Annotated in this window: 18 protein-coding genes; 13 read left to right on the top strand and 5 right to left on the bottom strand. The window is 61.1% G+C overall.

Annotation, left to right across the window (positions count from 1 at the left end):
- The first annotated feature begins 35 nt into the window (after nucleotides 1-35).
- Nucleotides 36-623: a sigma-70 family RNA polymerase sigma factor gene (locus AAIL66_RS14610; RefSeq protein ID WP_343497053.1), complete on the top strand. Its 588-nt coding sequence runs from the start codon at nucleotides 36-38 to the stop codon at nucleotides 621-623.
- Entirely contained in the window at nucleotides 620-1,483 is an 864-nt protein-coding gene (locus tag AAIL66_RS14605; protein ID WP_343497052.1) for a hypothetical protein, read from the top strand. The genes AAIL66_RS14610 and AAIL66_RS14605 overlap by 4 nt, the downstream gene beginning before the upstream one ends.
- A gap of 75 nt (nucleotides 1,484-1,558) precedes the next feature.
- Here AAIL66_RS14605 and AAIL66_RS14600 read toward each other — a convergent pair whose 3' ends face one another.
- From AAIL66_RS14600 to AAIL66_RS14580, 5 genes are all read right to left on the bottom strand, one after another.
- Nucleotides 1,559-2,344 carry a peptidylprolyl isomerase gene (locus tag AAIL66_RS14600; RefSeq protein ID WP_034377701.1) on the bottom strand — a complete coding sequence of 262 codons (786 nt, stop codon included), beginning with the start codon at nucleotides 2,342-2,344 and terminating at the stop codon, nucleotides 1,559-1,561.
- 93 nt (nucleotides 2,345-2,437) lie between these two features.
- The gene (locus AAIL66_RS14595; RefSeq protein WP_003061279.1) at nucleotides 2,438-2,704 is read right to left on the bottom strand and encodes a BolA family protein; all 267 of its coding nucleotides are present in this window, start codon (nucleotides 2,702-2,704) and stop codon (nucleotides 2,438-2,440) included.
- Nucleotides 2,701-3,270 (bottom strand): septation protein A, encoded by a 570-nt coding sequence (locus AAIL66_RS14590; protein WP_003061281.1) that lies wholly within the window; start codon nucleotides 3,268-3,270, stop codon nucleotides 2,701-2,703. The genes AAIL66_RS14595 and AAIL66_RS14590 overlap by 4 nt, the downstream gene beginning before the upstream one ends.
- A 217-nt stretch (nucleotides 3,271-3,487) precedes the next feature.
- Complete coding sequence (gene msrB / locus AAIL66_RS14585) at nucleotides 3,488-3,904, bottom strand: peptide-methionine (R)-S-oxide reductase MsrB (RefSeq protein WP_012838923.1); 417 nt, start codon at nucleotides 3,902-3,904, stop codon at nucleotides 3,488-3,490.
- Nucleotides 3,901-5,412 (bottom strand): YdiU family protein, encoded by a 1,512-nt coding sequence (locus AAIL66_RS14580; RefSeq protein ID WP_343497051.1) that lies wholly within the window; start codon nucleotides 5,410-5,412, stop codon nucleotides 3,901-3,903. The genes msrB and AAIL66_RS14580 overlap by 4 nt, the downstream gene beginning before the upstream one ends.
- A gap of 228 nt (nucleotides 5,413-5,640) precedes the next feature.
- Between AAIL66_RS14580 and AAIL66_RS14575 the strand changes: the two genes are divergently transcribed.
- The 11 genes from AAIL66_RS14575 to AAIL66_RS14525 all read left to right on the top strand — a co-directional run bounded on the left by AAIL66_RS14575 (nucleotide 5,641) and on the right by AAIL66_RS14525 (nucleotide 21,015).
- Nucleotides 5,641-7,287 carry a 3-(methylthio)propionyl-CoA ligase gene (locus AAIL66_RS14575; RefSeq protein WP_343497050.1) on the top strand — a complete coding sequence of 549 codons (1,647 nt, stop codon included), beginning with the start codon at nucleotides 5,641-5,643 and terminating at the stop codon, nucleotides 7,285-7,287.
- Between the two features lie 334 nt (nucleotides 7,288-7,621).
- The gene (locus AAIL66_RS14570; RefSeq protein ID WP_343497049.1) at nucleotides 7,622-8,644 is read left to right on the top strand and encodes a DUF4123 domain-containing protein; all 1,023 of its coding nucleotides are present in this window, start codon (nucleotides 7,622-7,624) and stop codon (nucleotides 8,642-8,644) included.
- Nucleotides 8,645-8,830: 186 nt separating this feature from the next.
- Entirely contained in the window at nucleotides 8,831-10,066 is a 1,236-nt protein-coding gene (locus AAIL66_RS14565) for a branched-chain amino acid ABC transporter substrate-binding protein (protein ID WP_034390757.1), read from the top strand.
- A gap of 230 nt (nucleotides 10,067-10,296) precedes the next feature.
- The gene (locus AAIL66_RS14560) at nucleotides 10,297-11,532 is read left to right on the top strand and encodes a branched-chain amino acid ABC transporter substrate-binding protein (RefSeq protein ID WP_034390755.1); all 1,236 of its coding nucleotides are present in this window, start codon (nucleotides 10,297-10,299) and stop codon (nucleotides 11,530-11,532) included.
- Nucleotides 11,533-11,635: 103 nt separating this feature from the next.
- Nucleotides 11,636-12,589, top strand: a complete 954-nt coding sequence (locus AAIL66_RS14555) for a branched-chain amino acid ABC transporter permease (protein WP_012838916.1) — start codon at nucleotides 11,636-11,638, stop codon at nucleotides 12,587-12,589.
- Between the two features lie 3 nt (nucleotides 12,590-12,592).
- Nucleotides 12,593-13,933, top strand: coding sequence for a branched-chain amino acid ABC transporter permease (locus AAIL66_RS14550; protein WP_012838915.1), 1,341 nt, complete (start codon nucleotides 12,593-12,595; stop codon nucleotides 13,931-13,933).
- 3 nt (nucleotides 13,934-13,936) lie between these two features.
- Nucleotides 13,937-14,755 carry an ABC transporter ATP-binding protein gene (locus tag AAIL66_RS14545; RefSeq protein WP_034358490.1) on the top strand — a complete coding sequence of 273 codons (819 nt, stop codon included), beginning with the start codon at nucleotides 13,937-13,939 and terminating at the stop codon, nucleotides 14,753-14,755.
- Nucleotide 14,756: 1 nt separating this feature from the next.
- A complete protein-coding gene (locus AAIL66_RS14540; protein WP_003069489.1) occupies nucleotides 14,757-15,452 on the top strand; it encodes an ABC transporter ATP-binding protein in 696 nt (231 codons plus the stop codon).
- Between the two features lie 244 nt (nucleotides 15,453-15,696).
- The gene (locus AAIL66_RS14535) at nucleotides 15,697-17,796 is read left to right on the top strand and encodes a 3-hydroxyacyl-CoA dehydrogenase NAD-binding domain-containing protein (RefSeq protein WP_034358488.1); all 2,100 of its coding nucleotides are present in this window, start codon (nucleotides 15,697-15,699) and stop codon (nucleotides 17,794-17,796) included.
- 45 nt (nucleotides 17,797-17,841) lie between these two features.
- A complete protein-coding gene (locus AAIL66_RS14530) occupies nucleotides 17,842-19,017 on the top strand; it encodes an acetyl-CoA C-acyltransferase (protein ID WP_012838912.1) in 1,176 nt (391 codons plus the stop codon).
- A gap of 138 nt (nucleotides 19,018-19,155) precedes the next feature.
- Nucleotides 19,156-21,015 carry an acyl-CoA dehydrogenase gene (locus AAIL66_RS14525; RefSeq protein WP_087865208.1) on the top strand — a complete coding sequence of 620 codons (1,860 nt, stop codon included), beginning with the start codon at nucleotides 19,156-19,158 and terminating at the stop codon, nucleotides 21,013-21,015.
- Nucleotides 21,016-21,066 lie beyond the last annotated feature (51 nt).

The following is a 21,066-nucleotide window of genomic DNA, read 5'->3' as shown; positions in this document are numbered from 1 at the left end:
ATTGCGCTGTCGTCGGAGTTTGCATAATCGCGGGCATGCTTGCACCGCCGCTTGCCCAAGCCCAACTCGCCGATGAAGCCCTGATGCGCAGCTATGCCGCAGGGCAGGCCACGGCGTTCGAGACGCTTTATGCCCGGCACAGCCTGCGCATATGGCGCTATTTCTATCGCAACACGGGCGATGCGGCGCTGGCCGACGATCTGGCGCAAGACCTCTGGGTTGCCGTGGTGGACTGCGCCTGCCGCTATGAGGTGCGCAGCAGGTTCACGACCTGGCTGTTCACCATGGCGCACAACCGCCTGGTCGATCACTGGCGCAGGCAGCGGCCGGGCATCAGCCTGTCGGCAGACACGCAAGAGTCCATGCGGCTGGCCGAAAGCCTGTTTGCGGCCTCGGGCTTCGAGCCCGAGCAGCAGCTCGATCGTCAACTCATGGCCCAGGCCATCCTGGCAGCGCTTGCCCGGCTCCCGGCCGAGCAGCGCGAGTGTTTTCTGCTGCAGGTCGAGGCTGATCTGACGCTGGCCGAAATTGCCCAGGCCACCGGCGTTGCCGAGGAAACGGCCAAGAGCCGCTTGCGCTATGCGCGTGCCAAACTGCGCGCCGCGCTGGAGGAACTGGCATGAATATGCACCCCGAAAACCCGTCTGGCGACGACAAGCCCGATGCGCTGCGCGAGCTCTACCACGAGGCCGTGGCAGAGGATCGTGGCCCCAGTGCGCAAAGCAGCGCAGCCATCCTCAAGCGCGCACGTCAGTGCGCGGCAGCTGTGAGGCAGGAGCCCACGGAGTCTATGGACAAGCCTGCCGCCAATGACCGCTTCTGGCTGCGTCATGCGCTGGGCGGACTGGCGGCCGTCGGACTGGTGGGCTGGCTGATGCTGCAGCACGCCGCCTGGTGGAGTGGGCCGGACAAGGAGGGCGAGCGAGATTCCAGGGCCGAAGCAGTGGCCCAGCCAGCTGAATCGCAGCCGGCTCCGGCAGTTGAGGGTGCGGATCGCGCCGCCCTGGTGGAATCGGCTCCGGGCGCGGCGGCGCTGGCGCAGAAATCCACGGAAAAAAAGACTCGAATCCAGGCAGAGAAAAAACCAGAAGCTATGGATATGGAAGCATCTATAGCTGCATCAGCCCCTGTGCTGCGGCCAGAGGCTGCTCCGGCCCCGGGTGCTGCAGCCTCTGCCAGCCTGGCGCGCTCCGCAAAGCCGGCTGCCAAAGCGCCATCCCGCAGCGATGAGACCACAGAACCTGCTGCCGCGGCGGAGGCCATGGCGCCGCAGATCTCCAGGTCAAGCGCGCAATTGCCGCTATGCCCCTTGACGGCTGAGGTGCATGGCAACACGCAAGCTGCAAAAGAGGGAGCGGACAAAGCCTCTGGCATCGCAGGCAAGCCGCTGGATTGCCGCCCGCGAAAGCATGGGGAAACGCAGCCGGATGATGCCAATTCTAGGCAGGATGCTTCTAAATATATAGCGGATCCGCCGCGGTGAGACAAAAAAAGCCCGCTTGACGCGGGCTTGGGTGATGGTCTGGCCAGTACTTTTAGGTACTGACGTTAGATCATGTTACTGGATTTTTGCGCTTTTGCGCAGCTGATCTTGGAACTGCTGCTCTTTTTGCTGCTGCAACTGCTGCGTGATCTGGGGTTTGACATCTTCGAACTTGGGCATTTCGGCCTGGCGCTCGTCATCCATGCGGATGATGTGCCAGCCGAACTGGCTCTTGACGGGCGTGTCGGTCATCTCGCCCTTCTTGAGCTTGATCAGGGCTTCGGTGAACTCGGGTACGTAATTGTTGGGGTTGGCCCAGTCCAGATCACCGCCACGGGCACCCGATCCGGGATCCTTGGATTCCTTCTTGGCGATGTCTTCAAACTTCTTGCCGGCCTTCACCTCGGCAATGATGGCCTTGGCGCGGTCTTCGGATTCCACCAGGATGTGGCTGGCCTTGTATTCCTTGCCGCCATTGGCAGCGACGAATTTGTCGTACTCGGCCTTGGCTTCGGCATCGGTCACGGGGTTCTTCTTGCGGAAGTCGTCAAACAGCGCGCGGATCAGCACGGTCTGGCGTGCCATTTCCATCTGCTGCTTGTAGGCTTCGGAGCCGGCCAGGCCGCGGCGGTTGGCTTCCTGCATGAAGATTTCACGCGCGATGACTTCATCCTTGATCATCTTTTCCATCTCGGGCACAACGGGCTGGCCGCTGGCTTCGATCTGGGTCTTCAAGGCATTGACGCGGGCCATGGGAACGGCCTTGCCATTGACGATGGCCACATTCTGGGCCGAGGCGGACAGGGCGGCTGCGCCCAGAACAGCGGCGGCCACGATGCGGGCCAGTTGCTTTTGTTTCATGCTCATTCGAGTTTTGATTGAGAAAAGTGAGTGAAGTTCAGTCCATACGCAACAGGCTCCCGTCAAGGAGCCTGTGGTCAGAACAGTGCGTTCTCAAAGTACTTCAATGGCGATGGCATGAACACCCTGGTCAATGAAGTCTTGCAGTGCATCATACACAAGGCGGTGGCGTGCCACGCGGGTTTTTCCATCAAAGGCAGGGCCGGCGATGCGCACGCGAAAATGCGTGCCCACGCCGCTGTCGTTGGCGCCGGCATGACCGGCATGCTGATAGCTCTCGTCGATGACTTCGAGTCGGGTCGGGGCCAGACGCTGGCGCAGGGCGGCGTCCATGGCCTGGGCACTGATGGTCACGCTCATGGCTGCTTGTCCTTGGCTTCGGCCGCGTTGGGCACGCCGTCCTGGGGCAGGTAGCGGCTCATGTAGATGGCTTGTGCAATCACAAACACCACCATCAGTCCCATGCCGCCAAACAGCTTGAAGTTGACCCAGGTATCGGTGTCGAAGTTATAGGCTACCCAGATGTTGAGTCCGCCCATGGCGGCGAAGAAAGCGGTCCAGGCCCAGTTGAGCTTGAGCCAGATGGCGTCGGGCAGTTGCAACTGCGCGCCCATGACGGAGCGCAGCAGGTTCTTTTTGAAAACCAGCTGACCGATCAGCAGCGCGCCGCCCATGAGCCAGTAAAGCACCGTGGGCTTCCATTTGATGAAGTTGTCGTCATGGGCCAGCAAAGTGGCTCCGCCAAACAGTACGATGACGCCGAGGCTCATCCACTGCATGGGCTCGATCTTGCCGGTCTTGAAGCGCAGATAGGCGATCTGCGCCACAGTGGCGGCAATGGCCACGGCTGTGGCGGTGTAAATGCCCCAGACCTTGAAGGCCACGAAAAACAGGATGATGGGGAAGAAATCAATCAGCAGCTTCATGCGCGAAATGGTAGTCGTTCTGAAATTCAGACTGCGTAGCACCGACAAGGTTCCCGGTGCTGCGAGCAAAGTCGCATCATGCACCAAAGCGCGGGCCTTACCGTGGGCAAAGCCTTGTACGCCGGACGGATTCAGCTATCAAAGCTGATGTGCAAGGCCGGCGCAGTGAGCCCGGCCCGAAGCCGCGCGGCCCTTGCTGCTCAAGCCTTGCCAGCTCTTATTTTGGGGGCTCGTTCTGGAAATCCAGCGAGGCCGAGTTCATGCAGTAGCGCAGGCCTGTGTCAGTGGGACCGTCGGGAAAGACATGGCCCAGATGGGCTCCGCAGTTGCTGCACACCGTCTCGGTGCGCACCATGCCGTGGCTGCGGTCCACGATATTGGTGATGGCGCCGGGCAGGGCCTGGTCAAAGCTGGGCCAGCCGCAGCCGGCGTCAAACTTGGTATGGGAGTCGAACAGCTTGTTGCCGCAGCAGATGCAGTGGTAGCTGCCATCGGCCCAGAACTGCTCGTATTTGCCGGTGAAAGGTCGCTCGGTGGCTGCGTGGCGCGTGACCTGGAAGGCCGCCGCTTCGGCACCCTTGTCCTGCAACAGGGCTTGCCATTCTTGGTCGGATTTCTGGACAGGAAAGCTCATGATGAACAGCTGATTTCAATCGAGGAAGCCCAGTCGGGCGGGAAGCCGGCCCAGTCGTTGTGGTCCGGGTGCGAGTCATAAGGCGTCTGCAACACGGCCAGCATCTGCTGCACCGGGGCGAAGTCACCGGCCTGGGCGGCACGAATCACGGTCTCGCCCAGATGGTTGCGCAGCACAAAGCGCGGATTGGATTTTTGCATCAAATCGACGGTCTGTGCTTTGTCCACTTGCGCTAGCTGCTCTGAATAAGTGAGTGACCAGGCATCAAAGCTGGCGCGATCCAGAATGATGTCACGCAGTGGCTCAAAGTCGATTTTCGTTTCCTGCCTTTGTGCAACAGCATCGGTCAGGCGGCTGAAAAAGATGGTGTAGTCCACCTTGTTGTCGGCCAGGATCTGCAGCAGCGGGTTGACCAGCTGCGCAAAGCGGCCTTCGGTGGCAGGCGTGCCGGCCTCGTTTTCGGGCAGGCCCAGCTTGGCCAGCATCTGGCGCGCATAGGCGGCGGGGAAGACTGTCTTGTAGGACTCCAGCGCAGCAATCGTCAGCTCTTCGTCGCCGATCAGCGGCAGCAAGGCCTGGCCCAGGCAGTAGAGATTCCAGTAGGCCACCTGGGGCTGGCGGTTAAAGGCATAGCGGCCCTGGCTGTCGCTGTGGTTGCAGATATGGCCTGGGTCGAAGGCATCGAGAAACTGGAAGGGGCCGTAGTCGATGGTCAGGCCCAGAATGCTCATATTGTCGGTATTCATCACACCATGGCAAAAGCCCACGCCTTGCCACTGGGCCATCAGTCGGGCAGTGCGCTCGCTTACGGCCTGCAGAAAATTGGCGTAGGGATTGCCGTTCAGTGCAACGGCCGTGCGGCATTCCGGGTAATGCTGGTCTATGACCAGATCGGCCAGGGCTTTAAGTTCGGTCTGCATGTCGCGCGCGGCGAAATGCTCGAAATGGCCGAAGCGGATGAGGCTCTCGGCCACACGGGTCACGACGGCGGCAGTTTCCATGGTCTCGCGCGCCACGGGCAAGGGCGAGCCCGTCAGCGCCAGCGCTCGCGTGGTGGGAATGCCCAGGGCTGCCATGGCTTCGCTGCAGAGAAATTCGCGAATCGACGAGCGCAGCACGGCCCGGCCGTCGCCCATGCGTGAATAGGGGGTGCGGCCAGCGCCCTTGAGCTGGACTTCAAAGCCCTGCTCAGTCTCGCCCAACAGGATGGCACGGCCGTCGCCAAGCTGGCCGGCCCAGACGCCGAACTGGTGACCGCTATAGACAGTGGCCAGCGGCTTGCTGCCGCCGTTGCCATGGCCGGAGACGGCATTGCCGCTGAGGATTTGCAGCGCTTCGGCGCTGTGCAGCCACTCGGTGTTCAGACCCATCCAGCGGGCCGTGCTGACGCTGGCTGCAATCCAGTGCGGCTCTGGCACGGGCGTGGGTTGGAGATAGGTGAAAAAAGCCGGGCCCAGAGCTTCGAAGCGGCCGGGCTTGCGCCATTGCGGGGCAGGGGATTCGCTCATGCAATCATTGTGCTTGAGCAGCATCAAGGACAGGGTTTGCAGGGTTGTTGAGCCGGTTTCCGTTGGAGAGCAGCCTAGGTTTTTCCCTGAGTGCGCGCACATCGTTCAGAGGGAGGATGCAGACAAAGGTCGCCAAGGTTACGCATTGGTGACAGTCCTCAGATGACGGCCTGGAAGCCCGCGCTAGGATGCTTCCCGATCATCACAACGATATCCAGGAGACTGCCAATGTTGGGTCTGATGCAAAGCCAGCCGCTGTTGATTTCTTCCCTGATCGAGTTTGCCGCGCGCAACCATGCCGATGGAGAGATAGTCTCCCGCCGTGTGGAAGGCGATATCCACCGCTACACCTACAAGGATCTGGCGGCGCGCTCGCGTCAGCTTGCCAACAAGCTCGATGCCATGGGCCTGGTGCCGGGCGAGCGCGTGGCCAGCCTGGCCTGGAATGGCTATCGCCACATGGAGATGTATTTTGGCGTCAGCGGCTCGGGCCGGGTGTTGCACACCATCAACCCGCGCCTGCATCCCGAGCAGGTCGCATGGATCGTCAATCACGCCGAAGACAAGGTGCTGTGCTTTGACCTGACCTTTTTGCCCATCATCCAGGCCGTGCATGCCAAATGCCCGCAGGTGCAGCAATGGGTGGTGCTCTGCGATACAGACCGGCTGCCGGCAGACAGCGGCATTCCAGGCCTCGTCAGCTACGAGAGCTGGATTGCAGGCCAGTCCGATCAATACCGCTGGCCGCAGTTCGACGAGAACACCGCATCCAGCATGTGCTACACCAGCGGCACCACGGGCAACCCCAAGGCCGTGCTCTACAGCCACCGCTCCAGCACGCTGCACGCCTATGCTGCCGCGCTGCCCGATGTGATGTGCCTGTCGGCCCGTGATTCGGTGCTGCCCGTGGTCCCCATGTTCCACGTCAATGCCTGGGGCCTGCCATATTCGGCGGCGCTCACGGGCTGCAAGATGGTCTTTCCGGGCCCGGCGCTCGATGGGAAGTCGGTCTACGAGCTGATGATCGAGTCGGAGGGCGTGACCTTTGCTGCTGGCGTGCCCACCGTCTGGCAGATGCTGCTTGGCTATATGAAGCCGGGCGGCCTGCGTTTTTCCAAGCTCAATCGCACGGTGATCGGCGGCTCCGCCTGCCCGCCAGCCATGATCACCGCCTTCCAGGACGACTATGGCGTGGAGGTGCTGCACGCATGGGGCATGACGGAGATGAGCCCGCTGGGCACGCTGTGCACGCTCAAGAACAAGCATCTGGAACTGCCCAAGGAAGAGCAGATGAAGATCCGGCAGAAGCAGGGGCGCGCGATCTATGGTGTGGAGATGAAGATCGTCAACGACGCCGGCGACGAGCAGCCCTGGGATGGCAAGAGCTATGGCGACCTGCTGGTGCGCGGCCCCTGGATCATCGACAGCTATTACAAAGGCAGCGGCAACCCCCTGGTGCGCGGGGCCGACGGCCACGGTTGGTTCCCGACGGGTGATGTGGCGACGATAGATCCCGACGGCTATATGCAGATCACCGACCGCAGCAAGGATGTGATCAAGTCCGGCGGCGAATGGATCAGCTCCATCGATATTGAAAACATCGCCATGGCCAACCCGGCCGTGGCCATGGCTGCCTGCATAGGCATGCCGCATCCCAAGTGGGACGAGCGCCCTATCGTGGCCGTGGTCAAGAAGCCCGGTGCGGAAATCACGCGCGAGGAGTTGCTGAAGTTCTACGAGGGCAAGACGGCCAAGTGGCAGATTCCCGATGATGTGGTGTTTGTGGACGCTATTCCGATCGGTGCCACAGGCAAGATGCTCAAGACCCGTCTGCGCGAGGAACTCAAGGACTACCAACTGCCCACGGCGGTCTGAACGTCCCCCGGCCAGGCCGGAGCAAAGCCATCATCGTGAGATGATGGCTTTTTTGCCTGTGCCTTTTCTGGCGCCATTGCTTGACATCCATGCCTTCAGCTCCCGGTTTTTGCGACTGCTCGTCACTCTTGATATCGGATGGTGGTCGTGCCCACGACTTGCCGCGACGCCAGCTTCTCGGAGCCGCCTTGCTAGGCGGACTGGGTACATGGAGTCTTCCTGCAGCAGCCTGTGGGCCAGAGGCTGTCGCCCAGGCTGCACCGCGCAATGTGTGTCTGGAGTGCCTGGCACGTCGGGCGCAGCAGCGCTCAGCCTTTGTGAACAAGGAGTTGCCATGAGCGCCGGGCCGCTCTGGCCGCAAACAAGACCTGCACGCAAGAGCTGGCCTCTGCGCTGGTCGCAGCTCGTCTCGACTGGTAAGCCAACAGGCAAGCCCTTGCAGCTGTATCTGTTGCTGGATGCGGCGCAGAACAGTGACTTGTTGGTGCAGGTGCCGCAAAGCGGTGCCGAGGCCTTGTTTGCGTTCACACGCGCGAGCAAGGAGGGCAAGCTCAGCCCCTGGTTGGTACACCTTGGCAGCACTGCTCAGGCCTTGAAAATGCCGCAGCAGAATTTTCTCGACGCCGTGCTCGATGTGGTGCAGGCCAGCCCTTGCGCCAGCTTGCTGGCGAGCGAGTGCGAGATGCCGGTGCTGCTGGCCCATCTGCGCCTGGCCATGGATCCAAGACTGCCTGGCGGCGACGGCAGCTATCTTGCCTTATGGGACCCCGCCGTGCTGGCGGCCTTGCTCGGGCAAAGCGATCCGGACACGCGAACCGCCATCGAACCCGTGCTGCGCCCTGCCCAGTGCCTGGCCTTGCTGGGTCCGGTTGCACGCTGGTGGTGCTGGAGTCGATCGGGCCGGTTGCATGAATATGCGGTGGCTGATTTTGCCGGGCCTGCGGCGCCCCTGCCGCTTCAATTCAGCACCGCTCAGGTCGATGCGTTGGTAAAGGGCAATGTGCCCGATTTGCTGATCTATTACCTGAATCTGAACCAGGTCCATCTGCGCGACAGATTGCCGCCGCTGGCAATGCATTGGTTTGCGCGTCAGCAACTGGAGTTTGCGCGCCGCCATGGGCTTGCTGGTACGCGCGACCTGCTCAACTATCTGTGTCTGGCGCTGATTGCAGGAGCACGCTTTGATCAATTGCCCGGAGTGGTCGAACTGCTGGCCAGGGTCAAGGCCGGCAGGCTGAGTTTCGACGAGTTGATGCGCGATATAGGACCGCATCTGGAGGGCAGGGAACTGCCGGAACCGCAGGTGCTGACCAGCGCCAGCGGCCTGCCGCTGACGGAAAGCCAGTTGCCGCTCTAGGCCGCTGAATCAGATAAGTCTCTGTATTTTTATAGGCGGGCGCCAGCAGCTATTGTTTTGGGAGCTTCGGCCTGAGGTAAACCCTGCAGTCGCCAAAGTGATATGCGCTAGGGCAACCCCCAGGCCGCAGGCGCTGGCTTGCCCTTTAGTCTGGGCGTCGCTCATAACCACCAACGGAGACGCTCTATGAAGTTTGCAATCAAGGCTTTGACAGCATCGGTGATCCTGGCGTGCGCGGGGAGTGCGATGGCGCAGAAGGGTGAGACCGTCAAGGTCGCCTGGATTGACCCGCTCTCGGGCCTGATGGCAGCGCTGGGATCCAATCAGCTCAAAAGCCTGCAGTACGTGGCCGAGGAAATCAACAAGAGCAGTGCTTCGGGGGTGAAGTTCGAAATCATCGGCATCGACAACAAGCTCAGCCCGCAGGAGACCACGGCCGCGCTGCGCTCGGCCATGGATCAGGGCGTGCGCTATGTGTTCCAGGGCAATGGCTCGGGCCCGGCGCTGGCCATCATGGATGCGCTGGAAAAGCACAATGCGCGCAACAAGGGCAAGGAGGTCGTGTTCCTCAACTATGCGGCGGTGGACCCGGACCTGACCAACAGCAAGTGCAGCTACTGGCATTTCCGCCTCGATGCCGATACCTCCATGAAGATGGAGGCCTTGACCACGTATATGAAGGACGTGCCAGAGGTCAAGAAGGTCTATCTGATCAACCAGAACTACTCGCATGGCCAGCAGGTGTCCAAGTTTGCCAAGGAGATGCTCAAGCGCAAGCGCCCCGATGTGGAAATCGTGGGTGACGACTTCTCTCCTCTGGCCCAGGTGCGCGACTTTGCACCCTATGTGGCCAAGATCAAGCAGTCGGGCGCCGATACGGTGATCACCGGCAACTGGGGCTCGGACCTGGCGCTGCTCATCAAGGCCGCCAACGATGCTGGCCTGAACAACGTCAAGTTCTACACCTATTACGCCATTGCCACGGGCGCGCCCACGGCCATGGGGGCGGCGGCGGCAGGCAAGGTCTATATGGTGGGCTACGGCCACCTGAACATGCCCGGCGCCATGGACAAGATCGTCAAGGGCTTCAAGGCCAAGGTCAACGAGGATATGTACACCGGTACCGTGTACACGGGGCTGAACATGCTCGACCAGGCTTTTGCAAAAGCCAAGACCACCGACCCGGTCAAGGTCGCCGCGACCATGGAGGGCATGAAGTTCCAGAACTACAACGGCGAGGTCGAGATGCGCAAGACCGATCACCAGCTGCAGCAGGGCCTGTACATCGCGCGATGGGAGAAGGCCGGCGGCAAATACCCCATGGACTCGGAGAACACGGGCTATACCTTTGCTCCCGTGAAGTACTTCGAGCCCTATGTGGCCAGCACCCCCACCAGTTGCCAGATGAAACGCCCCTCCTGAGCGGGGGAGGCAGGATCGATATTCGGGACGCCCTGGTGGCGTCCTTTTTTATTTCCGGGTTTCATTCGCCTGCAAGTGCGAGCAGCTGTCGCACAAGTGTCGCCAACTGCCGTGAATCGGCCTTGGAAGTCGCATGCGTGATAGTTACTAAGGCTTTCCCCAGCGGGAAAAAGTCTACCGACCGGTAGATTGGCGGCAGTCGCTAGCAAAAACAATGAAAGGAGACAAGTATGAAATGGGTTATGCGTGCGGTGGCCCTCTCGGCTATGGCTGTGAGTGCAGGTGGTGCATGGGCTCAGAAGGGTGAAACCGTCAAGGTCGCCTGGATTGATCCCTTGTCGGGTCTGATGGCTGCCGTGGGAACGAATCAGCTCAAGACGTTTCAGCTGCTGGCGGAAGAGTTCAACAAGAAAAATGCCTCGGGCGTGAAGTTCGAGGTCGTGGCGCTGGACAACAAGCTCAGCCCGCAGGAGACCACGGCCGCGCTACGCTCGGCCATGGATCAGGGCGTGCGCTATGTGACTCAGGGCAATGGCTCGGGACCGGCGCTGGCCATCATGGATGCGCTGGAAAAGCACAACAATCGCAACAAGGGCAAGGAGCTGCTCTATCTGAACTACGCTGCGGTGGATCCCGATCTCACCAACAGCAAGTGCAGCTACTGGCATTTCCGTCTCGATGCCGATACCTCCATGAAGATGGAGGCATTGACCACATTCATGAAGGACGATGCCGAGGTCAAGAAGGTCTATCTGATCAACCAGAACTACGGCCATGGCCAGCAGGTGTCCAAATACGCCAAGGACCTGCTCAAGAAAAAGCGCCCCGATGTGCAGATCGTGGGTGATGACTTCTCTCCTCTGGCCCAGGTGCGCGACTTTGCGCCCTATGTGGCCAAGATCAAGCAGTCTGGGGCCGATACGGTGATCACCGGCAACTGGGGAGCGGATCTGTCGCTGCTGCTCAAGGCCGCCAATGATGCGGGGATGAACAATGTCAAGTTCTATACCTACTATGCCTTCGGTCCTGGGGGGCCCACCGCCATGGGCGCAGCGTCCGAGGGCAAGGTCTATACCGTGACTTATGGGCACTACAACATGGGTGCGCCGATTCAGGCGAGCATGGAAAGCTTCAAGAAGAAGTTCAACGATGACCTGACGCAAAGCTCCATCTACCATGTGTTCGCCTTGCTGGATGCAGCTTTTGTCAAGACAGGCTCCACCGACCCGGTCAAGGTTGCGGCGGCACTCGAGGGCATGAAGCTGAAAAGCTTCAACGGCGATGTCGAGATGCGCAAGAGCGACCACCAGTTGCAGCAAGGCCTGTATATCTCCAAGTGGCAGAAGGCTGGCGGCAAGTTCCCCTATGACGCGGAAAACACAGGTTACACCTTCGCCCCCGTGAAGTACTACGAGCCCTATGTGGCCAGCACGCCCACCAGTTGCCAGATGAAGCGTCCGTCCTGAGTCAGGCTCACTCTCCCTCGTGCTGCAGCATCCGTACCCACAAGAACGCATAACAGGTGCAGTGCTGCAGCAGTCTTTTTGCTCATGAGAACAAGGCAAGTCGATGACGCCTGAATTTTTCACCATATCGATGCTCAACGGTGTGAGCTACGGGCTGCTGCTCTTCATGCTTAGCTCAGGCCTGACGCTGATCTTCAGCATGATGGGCGTGCTGAATTTCGCTCACACCAGTTTCTACATGCTGGGTGCGTACTTCGCATACACGCTCAGCGGCATCATCGGGTTCTGGCCCGCGCTCTTTCTCTGCCCCGTGCTGGTGGGCGTGCTGGGGGCGCTGTTCGAGCGCTACAGCCTGCGCCGCGTGCACAAATATGGCCATGTGCCCGAGTTGCTGGTGACTTTTGGCCTGTCCTATCTGATTCTCGAGGTGGTGCAGCTGGTATGGGGGCGGGGCACTGTGCCTTATGCGCTGCCGTCGGCGCTGCAGGGGCCGCTGTTTACCCTGTATGGCACACAGTTCCCCAAGTCGCGCTCCTTTGTGATGCTGGTGGCGCTGCTGATGCTGGTGGCCGTCTGGCTGCTGCTGACGCGCACACGCATCGGCCTGGTGATTCAGGCCGCGCTCAAGAACCCCGAAATGGTGGAGGCGCTGGGCCACAACGTGCCGCGTGTCTTCATGCTGGTGTTTGGCGGTGGCTGCGCGCTGGCCGGCCTGGCCGGCGTGATCGGCGGCAACACCTATGTGACCGAGCCAGCCATGGCGGCATCCGTGGGTTCCATCATTTTCGTGGTGGTGGTGGTCGGCGGCATGGGTTCGCTGGCCGGGGCTTTCGTGGCCTCGCTGCTGATCGGTGTGGTGCAGACCTTTGCCGTGGCGCTGGACTGGTCTCTGGCTGGCCTGTTTACCTCCATGGGCCATCAGGTCAATGAGTCCACTTTCGGCTGGCCCGTGCTGCGGCTGACGCTGTCGCAGGTCGCGCCGATCCTGCCTTACCTGTTCCTGGTGCTGATTCTGATCTTCCGCCCCAAGGGCTTGCTGGGTACCAGAGGGGATTGAGCCATGTCTTCGATTGCAAAAACATCCATGAATTCTTCTGCTGCCGACAAAGCTCGGTCCCAGGGACATTACCGCTTCAAGCCCTTGAATATAGGGCGAATTCTGGTCTGGGGCCTGTTTGCGCTGGCACTGATCGTGGCACCGCTGATCTTCACCAGCTCGCTGGCGCTGACCATGCTCAGCCAGATCGGCTATCTGATCATCATCTGCCTGTCCTACAACATCCTGCTGGGGCAGGGCGGCATGCTGAGCTTCGGTCATGCGGTCTATACCGGCCTGGGGTCGTTTCTGGCCATTCATGCCATGAACAAGGCTGCTGCAGGCGAGATGGCAATTCCGCTGGTGCTGATTCCCGTTGTGGGTGGCCTGGCGGGCATGTTCTTCGCTGCGCTTTTCGGCTATGTGACGACCAAGAAATCCGGCACCACCTTTGCCATGATCACCATGGGTCTAGGTGAGCTGGTGGCATCCATGGCACTGATGTTTCCCGAGTTCTTCGGCGGCGAGGGCGGCATCACCACGGACCGGGTCTACAGCAAGTTCTTCGGGCTGGATTTCGGTTCGGGCCTGCAGGTGTACTACCTGATTGCCGTGTATTGCTTTGTCTGCACGGCTGCCATGTTTGCCTTCACCGGCACGCCGCTGGGACGCATGCTGAACGCCGTGCGCGACAACCCCGAGCGTGTCGAGTTCGTGGGCTACAACACCCAGCGCGTGCGCTACTTCGCTTTCATCATTGCAGGCTTTTTTGCCGGCATTGGTGGCGGGTTGACGGCCATCAATTTCGAGATCATCACGGCCATGGACAGCGTCAGCGTGGTGCGCTCGGGAGGCTATCTGTTGTTCACCTTCCTGGGCGGTGCCACCTTCTTCTTCGGCCCCATCATCGGTGCCGTGCTGCTGGTGCTGGCATCGGTGCTGCTGTCTGAGCTGACCAAGGCCTGGCTGCTGTATCTGGGCCTGGTGTTCCTGCTCATGGTCATGTATGCCCCTGGCGGTGTGGCCAGCCTGATCATGATGAATCTGCGTGTGGCCAAGTTCGGGCATTTCAAGCGCCTGCTGATGCCCTATCTGGGCATTCTGGCTGCGGGCATCGTGACGGTGATCGGTGCCGCCTCGCTGATCGAGATGATCTATCACATGCAGCTCAATGCGGCTCTGGGGCCCAAGGTGCCGTTCATGGGAACCGAGCTGGACACCAGTGCTGCTGCCACCTGGACAGTGGCAATTGTGGTGTTCGTGGTGGGCCTGGGCCTGCTGGAGGGCGTGCGCCGACTGACGGCCCGTCGCTGGGGCCGCATACAGGAAGCGATCGAAGAAAGCATCAAGAAAGGGGAGGGCTGAACCATGTCCAGCATCGCCATCCATCAACCGGCTGCGCAAGCTGTGCAGCAGTCTGCTCATGCGCTGGAGCTGCGCGATCTGCGCAAAAGCTTCGGCAAGACAGAAATCATTCGCGGCGCCAATCTGGCGGTCAATGCGGGCGAGCGCGTCGCCATCATCGGCCCCAACGGTGCGGGCAAGAGCACGTTGTTCAATCTGATCAGCGGCCGCTTCGAGCCCAGCAGTGGCGAGGTGCTGCTGCACGGCCAGCGCATTGACGGCAAAAAGCCTTTCGAGATCAATCGCATGGGGCTGTCGCGCAGCTTTCAGATCACGAATATCTTTCCCAAGCTTTCGGTGTTTGAAAACCTGCGCTGCAGCGTGCTCTGGAGCCTGGGCTACCGCTACAGCTTCTGGCGTTTTCTCTCCAATTTGCACGACGCCAACGAACGTGCCAACGAGCTGATGGAGATGATCGGCCTGCACCGCAAGCGCGACACGCTCGCGGTGAACCTGACCTATGCCGAGCAGCGCGCTCTGGAGATTGGTATCACCATCGGCGGCGGTGCCAGCGTCATCCTGCTCGACGAACCCACGGCAGGCATGAGCAATAGCGAAACCGCGCATTTCATTCAGTTGATCAAGAAAGTCACCGAAGGCAAGACGCTGCTGACCGTGGAGCACGACATGGGCGTGGTCTTCGGGTTGGCGGACAAGATTGCAGTGGTGGTCTATGGCGAGGTCATCGCCTATGACACGCCCGAAGCCGTTCGTGCCAACGCCAGAGTGCAAGAAGCATATCTGGGATCTTCCGTCGCAGACCAACAGGCAGGAGCGCATTGAGATGCTGAAGATCAACGATTTGCATGCCTACTACGGCAAAAGCCATGTGCTGCATGGCGTGGACTTCGAGGTCCATGCCGGCGAGATCGTGGCCTTGCTGGGGCGCAACGGCTCGGGCCGCTCCACCACAGCCAAGGCCATCATGGGACTGGTGCACTGGGAGGGGGCACTGGACTGGAAAGGCAAGAACCTGCATGGCAAGAAAGCCTACGAGGTGGCCCATCTGGGTATCGGCTATGTGCCCGAAAGCCGCGATGTCTTCCCCAATCTGACCGTACATCAGAACCTGATGCTGGGGCAGAAAGGCAAGGGCAAAGGCAGTCGCTGGGGCTTTGACGACATGTATGCCATGTTTCCCCGTCTCAAGGAGCGTCAGCACACCGAGGCCGGCGTGATGTCGGGCGGCGAGCAGCAGATGCTCACGCTCTGCCGCACGCTGATGGGTGACCCGGATCTCATCATCATCGACGAACCCACGGAAGGGCTGGCGCCCAAGATCGTGGAGCTGGTGGGCGAATACCTCAAGAAGATCAAGGATCGTGGCGTGTCCGTGCTGCTGATCGAGCAAAAGCTGACCATCGCCATGAATATCTCGGACCGGGCGCTGGTCATGGGCCATGGGCATATTGTTTTTGACGGAACTCCCGAAACCCTCAGGGCGAACGAAAAGGTTCGCAAGGAGTGGCTGGAGGTTTGAGCTGACACACCCCTTGAGCGGCTTTGCCGCTTCCCCCTCTCTCGCTTTGCGAGAGGGGGGGACGACATCCTTGCTGCGGGGCGGTGGGGCCGCCCAGGCCCTTGCTTGCTGTCTCTGACATGAGGTGCGCTCATTCTGTGAGCTGTCTCGCTCAGGACAAGCATCAGTTGCGCAACGCAGCAAAATTCGGAAAATAAAAAACGCACGACCGTTCTTTTCTATTTATTGAACAGGGGACAACAGCATGACTGCTGAATACAAAGTGGACGGAGCCATCGCCGTCATTACCTTGAACAACCCGCCGGTCAACGGCCTGGGTCTGGCCACCAGACGAGGTGTGGTTGAGGGTTTGCGCCAGGCTCTGGCGGATGACGCCGTCAAGGCCATCGTCATTACTGGCGCCGGTAAGGCCTTCTCGGGCGGAGCCGATATCACCGAGTTCGGCAAGGAAGATGCCTACCGCGAGCCGCATCTGATTTCGGTCATCCAGCAACTGGACCTGTCGACCAAGCCTGTGATCGCCGCGATCCACAGCGTCTGCATGGGGGGCGGGCTGGAACTGGCGCTGGGCTGCCATTACCGCATTGCGGCTCCCGGCACGGCCGTGGCGCTGCCCGAGGTCAAGCTGGGCCTTCTGCCAGGCGCCGGCGGCACCCAGCGCCTGCCGCGCGTACTGGGTGTGGAAGCCGCACTCAATATGATTGTCAGCGGCGAGACCGTGATGAGCGAAATGCTGGCCATGCTGCCTGGCCAGAAGCTGTTCAGCAAGATGTCTGCTTCGGCCGAGACGCTGCTGGCCGAGGCCAAGGCCTTGGCGCTGGAGGTCGCCGATGTCCGCCCGCTGCCGCGTGTGCGCGATCTGTCCTGCAAGCATCCCCAGGGCGAGGCCTATTTCGAGTTCGCCGCCACCATGGTGCAGGGCATGTCCAAGAACTTCCCAGCGCCCCTGCGCTGCCTGGAAGCCGTCAAGAATGCCACGACCAAGAAATTCGACGATGGCATGGTGGCTGAGCGCGAAGCCTTCATGCAACTGATGATGACGCCCGAGTCGCGTTCGCTGCGTCATCTGTTCATGGCCGAGCGTGCCGCCTCCAAGATCCCCGACGTGCCTGGCGATACACCGGTGCGCGAGATCCGGACCGTGGGTGTGATCGGTGCCGGCACCATGGGCGGCGGCATTTCCATGAACTTCCTCAATGCGGGCATTCCCGTCACGATTCTGGAGACCAAGCAGGAAGCCCTGGATCGCGGCGTGGCGACCATCCGCAAGAACTACGAGGCCCAGGTCAAAAAGGGCAAGCTCTCCGAGCAGAAGTACGAGCAGCGCATGGCGTTGCTCAGCACCACGCTCAACTATGGCGATCTGAAGAATGCCGACCTCATCATCGAGGCCGTGTTCGAGGAGCTGGGCGTGAAGGAGCAGGTCTTCAAGCAGCTCGATGAAGTGGCCAAGCCTGGCGCGATTCTGGCGTCCAACACTTCGACCCTGGATGTGGACAAGATCGCCGCCTTCACCAAGCGTCCGCAGGACGTGGTGGGCATGCATTTCTTCAGTCCCGCCAATGTAATGAAGCTGCTGGAAGTGGTGCGCGGCAAGGCCACGGCCAAGGATGTGCTGGCCACGGTGATGAAGGTGGGCAAGAAGATCAAGAAGACGGCCGTGGTCTCCGGCGTCTGCGACGGCTTCATAGGCAATCGCATGATCGAGCAGTACTCCCGCCAGGCCGGCTTCCTGCTGGACGAAGGTGCATCGCCACAGCAGGTGGACAAGGCCATCGAGAAGTTCGGCTTTGCCATGGGCCCGTTCCGCATGGGTGATCTGGCGGGTAACGATATTGGCTGGGCCATCCGCAAGCGTCGCTATGTCGAGAAGCCCGATATGAAGTACAGCGCCAGTGCGGACCGTCTGTGCGAGCTGGGTCGCTTCGGCCAGAAGACCGGTGCAGGCTGGTATGACTATGTGCCCGGCAAGCGCGATGCCATTCCTTCGGAGGTGGTGGCCAAGATGATCGACGAGCATCGCAAGAGCCTGGGTATCACGCCGCGCAAGATCTCCGACGAGGAAATCGTGCAGCGCTTGGTCTATGCGCTGGTCAACGAAGGCGCTCAGATTCTGGAAGACGGTATTGCCAGCAAGTCCGGCGATATCGACATGGTGTATCTGACCGGTTATGGCTTTCCGCTGTGGCGCGGCGGCCCCATGCACTATGCGGGCGAGGTCGGCCTGTTCAACGTGGTTCAGGCCATGGGCCGCTTTGCCCAGAACCCGAATGACGATGCCAAGTTCTGGCAGCCCGCTCCGTTGCTGGCCAAGCTGGCCGCCGAAGGCAAGCAGTTCAGCTAGGCGCGGACGATTTGCCACGAAACACCCAGAATCAAAGGACAGAACATGACATCCGCAGTGATTGTTTCTACCGCGCGCACTCCGCTGGCCAAGAGCTGGAAGGGCGCTTTCAACATGACTTACGGCCCCACCATGGGCGCCCACGCCGTCAAGGCGGCCGTGGAGCGCGCAGGCATTGAGGGCGCCGAGGTCGAGGACGTGATCATGGGCATGTCCCTGCCCGAAGGCACGACAGGCGGCAACGTCGCTCGTCTGATTGCCATCCGTGCAGGCCTGCCGGTCACGACATCGGGGCTGACCATCAACCGCTTCTGTTCCTCGGGACTGCAGGCGATCGCGCTGGCCTCCCAGCGCATCATCGCGGGCGAGAACGATGTGCTGGTGGCGGGCGGCCTGGAGAGCATCTCCTGCGTGCAGCCCCACCTGAATCCGCATATGGCCTTCGATCCCGAGCTGACAGCCATGAAGCCCGAGATCTACTGGAATATGCTGCAGACTGCCGAGCAGGTGGCCAAGCGCTACAACATCAGCCGCGATGCCCAGGATGAGTACGGCGCCTCCAGCCAGCAGAAAGCGGCTGCGGCACAGGCGGCCGGCCTGTTCGAAGCGGAAATCGCCCCCATGAAGACCGTCATGGGCGTGGCCGACAAGGTGCGCGGCCTGATCACCAAGGAAGTGACCGTCAGCAAGGATGAGGGTATTCGCGAGGGAACGACCAAGGAAGGCATCAGCGGCCTGCGCAGTGCGCTGCCTGGCGGCGTAGTCACAGCCGGCAATGCCAGCCAGTTCTCCGACGGTGCCGGAGCCTGCGCCATAGTCAGCGAAGCCTATGCATCGCGCAAGGGTCTGCAGCCCCTGGGTCGCTTCCTGGGCTTTGCCGTGGCTGGCTGCGAGCCCGACGAAATGGGCATCGGCCCCATCTATGCCATTCCCAAGGTGCTCAAGAAGCTGGGTCTGTCGATCAATGACATCGACCTCTGGGAGCTCAACGAAGCCTTTGCCGTGCAGGTCATCTACTGCCGCGACAAGCTGGGTATTCCGGCCGACCGCCTCAACGTCAACGGTGGCGCGATTGCCGTGGGTCACCCCTATGGCGTCTCGGGCCAGCGCCTGACGGGCCATGCGCTGATCGAAGGCAAGCGCCGTGGTGCCAAGCGCGTCTGCGTGACCATGTGCATTGGTGGCGGTATGGGCGCAGCGGGCGTGTTTGAAGTGCTGTAAGCACGGCTTGAGCCAAGCCGCCTTCTGGCCACCTTGGGGTAGGGGCTGGAGGCGGCTTTTTTCTCCTCTGGATATATGAAATTGATAGCTTCAAGCGCTTTACCCATAAGCGATGAAGCCTGCTTTGATAGGTAATCTATGCGCCTGCGTTCCACCATTGACTTTCTGCTCTACGACTGGCTGCAGGCCGAAGGCCTGACCAGCCGTCCCCGCTTTGCCGATCATTCGCGTGATACTTTCGATGCGGTGATGGATACCTGCGAGCGCATCGCGCGCGAGAAATATGCGCCCTTCAACCGCACGGTGGACTTGCAGGAGCCGCAGTTCGATGGCGAGAAGGTCATCCTGCCTCAATGCACCTACGAAGCCCGCGAGGCCTATGCCGAATCGGGCATGCTCAGCGCGGCCCAGGACTACGAGATGGGCGGCATGCAGCTGCCCTATACCGTGGAGGCGGCGGCCAACTGCTTTTTCGCGGCGGCCTCGATCAGCATCGGCTCGAACATGCTGACCTCGGGCAATGCCAACGCCATCATGGCCCATGGCAGCGAGCGGCAGAAAAAAGTCTTTGCCGCCAACGAGTTCAATGGTCGCTGGGCTGGCACCATGGCCTTGTCCGAGCCGCAGGCGGGCTCGTCGCTGTCGGACATCGCCACGCGCGCGGAACCCGATGGCATCGAGCATGAGAGTGACGCGCTGGGGCCGCGCTATCGGCTCAAGGGCAACAAGATGTGGATCAGCTCGGGCGACCACGAAATGACCGAGAACATCGTGCATCTGGTGCTGGCCAAGATTCCCGGTGCCGATGGCAAACTCATTGCCGGCGTGAAGGGCATTTCGCTGTTCATCGTGCCCAAGAAGCTGGTCGATGCCGAAGGCCGGCTGACCGGCGAGCGCAACGATGTGGCCCTGGCAGGCCTCAATCACAAGCTGGGCTGGCGGGGCACGACCAATACCTTGCTCAATTTCGGCGAGGGCAAATACCCTGTGCGCGGTCAGCATGGTGGCGGCCTGGACGGCCGCGGCGCGGGTGCGATCGGCTATCTGGTCGGCAAGCCCGGCGAGGGCCTCAAATGCATGTTCCACATGATGAACGAGGCGCGTATCTCCATCGGCATGGCGGCCTCCATGCTGGGCATGGCCGGCTATCACGCCAGTCTCGAATATGCGCAAAGCCGCCCACAGGGCAGGCCCATAGGCGAGGGCGGCAAGGATGCGAGCAAGCCGCAGTCGCGCATCATCGAGCATGCCGACGTCAAACGCATGCTGCTGGCGCAGAAGGCCTATTGCGAAGGTGCGCTGGCCTTGAACCTGCTGTGCGCCAGATTGGTGGACGAGCAGTACACGGGCGAAGCACAGCAGGCAGCAGAAGCCAGGCTGCTGCTGGAGGTGCTGACGCCGGTGGCCAAGAGCTGGCCCAGCGAGTTCTGCCTGGAGGCCAATTCGCTGGCCATCCAGATCCATGGCGGCTATGGCTATACGCGCGATTTCGCGGTCGAGCAGCACTGGCGCGACAACCGCCTGAACATGATTCACGAGGGCACGCACGGCATACAGGCCATGGACCTGCTGGGCCGCAAGGTCGTCATGGATGGCGGCAAGGGGCTGCAACTGCTGGCTGCACGCATCAATGCCACCATCCAGCGTGCCATGCAGCATGAGAAGCTGGGCACCTATGCCAACCAGCTGGCGCGTGCGCTGGCCGATGTTGGTTCAACCACCAAGGCGGCCTGGGCCACGGGCAATCCGCAGGAGGCACTGGCCAATGCCGTGCCCTATATGCAGGCCTTCGGTCATCTGGTGCTGGCCTGGATCTGGCTGGATGTGACGCTGGCCGTACTGGCCATGGACAAGGATCTGGCAATTGCCGCCCACCGCGGCAGCATGGCCGCGCAGCGCTACTTCTTCCATTACGAGCTGCCGCGTATCGGCGCCTGGCTGCAGGTGGTCAAGGCGCGCGACATGACCTGTGCAGGGATGGAGGAAGAGGCGTTCTGAGCCTCGCAGCGCTGCAAAAAGGCCCGCATCAGCGGGCCTTTTTCATGGAGC

Source organism: Comamonas sp. F1-6 (assembly GCF_039581415.1).
Lineage (GTDB): Bacteria > Pseudomonadota > Gammaproteobacteria > Burkholderiales > Burkholderiaceae_C > Comamonas > Comamonas thiooxydans.
This window is presented reverse-complemented; position numbering and strand designations above follow the sequence as displayed.